The following is a 6,357-nucleotide window of genomic DNA, read 5'->3' on the forward strand; positions in this document are numbered from 1 at the left end:
TCTATCTTAACAGATTTATGTTGGGTAGGAAAATGCACGACGTTATAGTAATAGGTGGCGGGCCAGCAGGGCTTTTTGCAGCTTACGAATTAGTGGGAAAAAACAAAAAAATCTTGATTATAGAAAAAGGTAAGGAAGCTAAGAAGCGCATATGCCCTATGAAAGAGACAGGTAAATGCATTTCATGCGTGCCCTGCGATATTATGTGCGGCGTTGGTGGCGCAGGTACTTTCTCAGACGGTATTCTAAACTTAAGACCTGACGTTGGCGGCAATTTAGTAAATTTAACTAAAGAGGAAACTCTTGCTTGGGAACTTGTAAATTACATAGATAAAACATTTTTAAAGTTCGGAGCGCCTAAAGTGCTGTACGGCACTAATGAAAATAAAATACTAGAGTTAAGGAAGAAATGCGCATCTGTAGGTATTAATTTTATAGATATCAAGCAGCGCCATATAGGTAGCGATCTCGCACCTTTTGTAATTGATAGATTTACTAAATATTTAGTAAAGAAAGGAGTGAAGTTTTCCACCAATACTGAAGTTACAGATTTAATTATAAAGGGCAATAAATGTTACGGAGTAAGAGTTAAGAACAAAGAGATAGAAGCTAAGAATGTAATTGCTGCGCCAGGCAGGGTCGGAGTTGATTGGTTTGAAAAAATAATTAGTAAATATAAGATCAATGCAAAATACGGCCCTATAGATGTTGGTATAAGGGTAGAAGTTCCTGCTATAATTATGGAGCATATAATTGCAATTAACAAAGATCCTAAATTCCATATAAGAACTACAAGCTACGATGACTTTGTAAGAACTTTCTGTACTAACGCAAATGGATTTGTAGTTAAAGAAAGTTACGATAGCTTTGTCGGCGTTAATGGCCACTCACTAAAGAGTGCAAAATCACAAAATACTAACTTTGCGTTTTTAGTTAGAATAGAGCTTACGGAGCCTGTAGAAAACACTACTGAGTACGGTAGGAGCATAGCTAAACTGGCAACTACAATTGGTGGTGGAAAGCCTATTATTCAGAGAATTGGCGATTTGAGGAGGGACAGGCGATCTACGTGGGATAGACTGCGAAGAAATCCTTTGAAAAACACGCTTACAGATGTCACTCCTGGCGATATTTCTACTGCTCTACCGCATAGAGTAGTGACTAATCTTATTGAAGGGTTAGAGAAACTCAATGAGGTAATACCTGGTGTAGCTGCAGACTCTACTTTGCTCTACGCACCTGAGATTAAATATTATGCAATGGAAGTGCAAGTTAATGAGCGGTTGGAAACTAATATTAAAAATTTATTTGTTGCTGGCGATGGCGCTGGATTGAGCAGGGATATAATCAATGCAAGTGCTACAGGCATACTTGCTGCAAGAGGGATACTTGAATGATCGGCGTAATTGGTGGTACAGGGCTATACAGGGCACTTAAATGTATTGATACCAAAAGAGAGCTTACTGCGCGCACGCCTTACGGTATTTGCGAATATGTTGAAGGCAAGATAAACAATGATAATATAATTTTTATAGCTAGACATACACAAAAAAAATATCCACCTCATAAAATAAATCACAGGTCAAATATATTTTTAATGAAAAAATTAGGAATAAATAAAATAATTTCTGTTTCTGCAGTAGGCAGTTTAAGAGCTAAATATAAAGTTGGTAGTTTTGCGCTTCCAGAGCAGTTAATTGATTTTACCAAGCAAACATGGACTTTTAATGATAGGGAAGCGAAGCATGCTAATTTTGCAGTACCTTTCTGTAAAAAATTAAGTAACATTTTAGAGCTTGCAGCTAATGAGCTCAATTTAGAAGCTCATTCCGGAGGTACTTATATATGTTTTGCAGGGCCTCAATTCGAGACCAAAGCGGAGTTGAAAATGGCTAGATTGCTTGGCGCTGATTTTGTAGGTATGACTATTGCCCCAGAGGCTAAACTTGCACGTGAACTAGCAATATGCTATCAACCTATTGTAGTAATAACAAACAAATGCAATGGAAAAGCAAGTCATGAGGAAGCTATTAAAGTAGTTGAGAAGCTAGAAAATAAGCTGAATAGCTTTGTCGAGCATGCTGTAATAAAAATTAGCGAAAGTAAACTGAGCTGCAACGATTGCAGGCCTTGGTAACGAGCTATTCGCAATACTTGTTTTCATAAATCCCTTTAGTTAAATTGAGTTTCACCATCTCAGTTTTGCGCTCCTCACGAATATTAACTACAGTTAAAATTACAGAAACGCCATCTTTCTCTTCCACAATATCCAAAATATTAAAAGTGTATCCGAAATGAGCTCTTGTGCGATTACATGAAAAAGTACCTGCGTTTATTAATAACGATTTATGCACTCTCGTTGCGTAAGGTACATGGCGATGGCCCATCAGCACAATTGGAATCGCGCTCTTCAAAATTATATCTAGAGTTTCGCCTGCATCTTCAATTATGTTTTTCTCTCTGCCCGAGTTAGGTACAGGTGTTAAATGATGATGAAAGCCCACAATTACTATTTTATTTTTATTATTCTTAACTGCTTGATTAATAATTTCATGCCTTCTTCTTCCTAATCTTCCACTATCCGTATCAGGCTCTGAAGAAGCTAGCCCGACGAGCACAATCTTACCAAAGCTCTTTACGAAATCAACTTCACCGAAATATTCTGGAAATAGTTTATAGCCTAAATTGCGCTCGTCATGATTGCCGGGCACTATTACAAGCTTACCTTCTAAAAGCTCTAACTGCTGCTTCGCAAAATCGTAATCTGATAGCAAGCCATCGATAGTCAAATCGCCTGAAACAAAAATAAAATCTTTTTCTAGCTTGTTCAGAATTTTGATACCTTTTTCGTAGACCCTCTCGTTGAAGTCAACGCCTTTACCGAAATGCAAATCTGAGATATGTGCAATACGCATTTTCACATCAACTTCTTGATTTCTTTTATACCCTCAGCAGCAAGCTCTTCTACCGACTTTGTAGCATCTAATTTTTTATAGCGCTTTTCTCTGGCGGCAAATTCAAAATAAAGCTCTTGCACTTGTTTTAAGAACTTTACTCTTTCAAATTTCGACTTCATTCTGAATTTGATTCTAGCAAGCGCTAGCTCAGGCTCAATAACAAGTAATAAGGTCAGGTCAGGCACTATAGTAAGCGGTCTCTGAACACTCTTCAGCCACTCAACAGAATCGATACCCTTCTCAGCTAATATTTTTCTTAACTGCACACCTTGATATGCATAGCTTGAATCATTGTACCTATCGCAGAGCACAATTTTTTTCTCAGAAAGCCATCTTCTGATTTTAGCGACTAAATTAGCATGGTCTGCTGTGAAAAGCAAAGCTTCTGAGCAGGGATAAACATTAGACTCGGTAGCTCTTCTTACCGCCTTGCCGAGCCATGTGTTCGTAGGCTCAGATACAAGCACTACAGCTAAATTCTCTTTCTTAAGCTTTTTATAGACTTCTTTTGCAAGCGTTGTTTTTCCAGAAGCATCTATACCTTCGAAAGTTATAAGTTTGCCTTTTACCATTTTTACTATTTGATAAAGAGTTGAGAATATAAAATAATTTACGATAGCAATGTTTGGAAATAAAGTAGGCTCAATTATAATATTACTTCTAATATGTTTAATCTCTTCCAATACTACTTCTTGGGTTTATACACAAGAGGATTTGCCTTCTATAGATTTATCTTCTACTGATAAATTAATTGCGAACTTTAACTATACTGCAGGAAGGTTTGAAACTGATTACTCTCACCAGCAACTACTTGGAATAATAGCATTACTGAGCGTGGCAAATAATACTAAAGATTATAGTTATTTAGAGTTGGCAGAAAAAGTTTGGTATTATTGCGAGAATTTTTACGATGGCCATAATAGAGCCTATAGGTATAATATTTCAAACTATACTTTTTACATTATAGATAATAGCTATGGTATTTTAGCCAATTTAGAGCTTTACAGAATCGTTGGGAAAATCAAATATTTAGAAAGAGCAAAAAATATAGGTAACTTTATTCTCAATAATCAGCCCAGTGACTATTTCAATGCCTCTAATTTAAATTCTAGTATTGATTTAAATACTCAAGCATTAGCTTCTATAGCGCTTCTTGAATTATACAAAGAGACTAAAACTCAAAGCTATCTTGCTGCGCTTAAAGCTCTTAACGCAACTAAAAGAGATTATTTCAAGCATAAAGGCTATAGGACAGAGCTCAATAATACCTCAGTTTACTATGGAGAGCATAATGCTAAACTTGCAGTTGCTAATGCAAAAGCTTACGAGCTAACAAACATAACTGAGTTTAAAATTTTAGCATTGGATATTGTAGATTTTTTAATTAGTAACTTAACATTTGCGCAAGCTAGAGGATTCTTGCTTGCTTATGCAGGTATTGAAAAAAACGGTTCTTTTGAGCTAAAACCTTATTTTGCATCTTCAGAAACGCAGCTTTGGTTCTGTATAGCACTATCATCGCTTTATAAACTTACAAATAATAATTCTTATTCTGATTATGCTAAAAGCGTTATTTTAGCTACTTTACTGCCCTACGAGCAATACTATCTTAGATTTTGGGATTTCGAAAATGGTGGGTATCTTGATCTAAATTCTAATTTTATTGCTGTGCTACTTACAAGGAGCGAATATAAAACAGATCCTAAAGATGCTTATACAGCAATGTCTCTGATTCTACCAAAAAGCAAATTTTGTAGCTATTACTCAGGTTATTATTCTACTTACGGTATTTTTAATTTCACTATACTCTCGGAATCGAATATCAATAAAGTAATAGTAGAAGATGTGAGCAAGCTAGGCGCCTACCCGATTAAGCTTTATTATCAGAGTTTCTCACCGACCGTTTTCGATTCTAAAGGCATGGCTATAGAATGTATTCTAGAAAATAAATATCTCATTTTCAATGCGAACTTAAGCTCTGGGTACAATAATTTTACTCTCTACACATCTATACCACTATTGTTTTTAAATGCTTCTATGAATGCTACTTTTGCAAGCATAAATTTTATAGCTTTTAATCATGATATTTTTCTAAATCAGACTATAATCTCATTTGAAGCCACAAATATTGGTTTGAAAAAATTAGTCTGTGATAATAAAAGTCTGGAGTTTGAATATAACTATTCTACAAGCGTTCTAGCTATTTCAAATATCACTTTTACCGGTAATTCAACTTTAATTCTAGAGTATGAAGACAAAGAAAAGCCTAGAATAGCGAATTTATCATTTAGTGCCCATAAAGTTGAAAAAGGCATAGATATTTATGTGATTTGCGAAGTTACTGATAACAACGTTTTGGAAAATGTTATAATTTACTATAATGACGCTTCAGGCTGGCAATCCAAGAGCATGCTTTACGTTGGCGAGAGCAAATATCAAGCCTATTTAGGGAGCTTTGAAAATAGTGTGGGGGTTTATGTTGAAGCAGGCGACATTTCTGGTAACAGAGCTACAACTGAGATAGTATATTTACATGCTGAGCCACAAAAAGAACCTCAAATTTTATATTTAATTGTCTTGTGCATTGTAATTATTTTTGTAATTGCAGTAATAGCAATGAGAAGTAAGCGTGCGAAGGTTAAATAATATTCTAAACTGATTCACTGTTTGACAAGAAAGCCCCTTCGGGGAAATTTAGATAGCTCCAGCTAATCTAAATGTAGTTCCAATCTTCTATTTTCTCACCAAAATTAATATCTGGTGGTGGATGACCTGACATATACCAGATAACCTCCATTTTTGAACCACATTTAGGGCATCTAAATCTCCAAATCTTATCAAAATCAAAAAGCTTCGTTTGGGCTATAGTTGACTGTTGAAGAGCTTTTTTAAAGATTCTCTTATCTCTTCGATTGTAAGCACCGTAATACCTAATTAGTCTAAATTGCCTTTCAGGGATATGTTGAATTATCGCTTTTATGAACTCATCTACACTCATTGTCTTATAATGTATTTCTCCACCATTATCTCTCCACCAAAACGTTACTTCTTTTCCATCATATCTGCATATCCTGCTATTTGCTACTGCAGGATGTCTTATATATCTACCAACATATTTTGATATCTCTCTTCTCGATTCTATTCTAGATTCTTTGGGGAGCCATACATAGAAGCCATCATAAGTCTTAAACAAACTGTTGATAAGCTTAGCATATTCTCTTGTTTTTGGTAACGCTTTCTTAAATCTTGTTAGAACTTGATACTGCCAAGTCTTCCGCATAGCTCTTGCAGGATAAAATTTCCTTGGATAAAAGTTCACTTTACTATCAAACCCACCTTCTGTAACAAGCACGTGGACATGTGGTTTAAATTCCAAATCTCTACCAAATGGGTGTAATAT

6 protein-coding genes are annotated in these 6,357 nt (G+C 35.5%); 3 read left to right on the top strand and 3 right to left on the bottom strand.

The annotated features are described in order from the left end of the window. The first annotated feature begins 32 nt into the window (after positions 1–32). Together QMD21_00880 and QMD21_00885 are read left to right on the top strand one after the other, a co-directional pair. On the top strand, positions 33–1,397 hold the full coding sequence (locus QMD21_00880) for an NAD(P)/FAD-dependent oxidoreductase (GenBank protein ID MDI6855325.1): 1,365 nt from the start codon (positions 33–35) through the stop codon (positions 1,395–1,397). Next, on the top strand, positions 1,394–2,137 hold the full coding sequence (locus tag QMD21_00885) for an MTAP family purine nucleoside phosphorylase (protein MDI6855326.1): 744 nt from the start codon (positions 1,394–1,396) through the stop codon (positions 2,135–2,137). The genes QMD21_00880 and QMD21_00885 overlap by 4 nt, the downstream gene beginning before the upstream one ends. Before the next feature lie 4 nt (positions 2,138–2,141). On the opposite strand, the gene QMD21_00890 is transcribed toward QMD21_00885, so the two are convergent. Both QMD21_00890 and tmk read right to left on the bottom strand, forming a co-directional pair. Further along, positions 2,142–2,915 (bottom strand): metallophosphoesterase, encoded by a 774-nt coding sequence (locus tag QMD21_00890; GenBank protein ID MDI6855327.1) that lies wholly within the window; start codon positions 2,913–2,915, stop codon positions 2,142–2,144. A gap of 2 nt (positions 2,916–2,917) precedes the next feature. Further along, positions 2,918–3,529: a dTMP kinase gene (tmk, locus tag QMD21_00895; protein ID MDI6855328.1), complete on the bottom strand. Its 612-nt coding sequence runs from the start codon at positions 3,527–3,529 to the stop codon at positions 2,918–2,920. Positions 3,530–3,578: 49 nt separating this feature from the next. Here tmk and QMD21_00900 point away from each other — a divergent pair, with 49 nt between their 5' ends. Continuing rightward, the gene (locus tag QMD21_00900) at positions 3,579–5,603 is read left to right on the top strand and encodes a hypothetical protein (GenBank protein MDI6855329.1); all 2,025 of its coding nucleotides are present in this window, start codon (positions 3,579–3,581) and stop codon (positions 5,601–5,603) included. Positions 5,604–5,670: 67 nt separating this feature from the next. Here the strand turns inward: QMD21_00900 and QMD21_00905 are convergent. Next, on the bottom strand, positions 5,671–6,357 hold a 687-nt coding region (locus tag QMD21_00905), incomplete at its 5' end, for a transposase (protein MDI6855330.1).

Source organism: Candidatus Thermoplasmatota archaeon (genome assembly GCA_030018475.1).
GTDB lineage: Archaea > Thermoplasmatota > JASEFT01 > JASEFT01 > JASEFT01 > JASEFT01.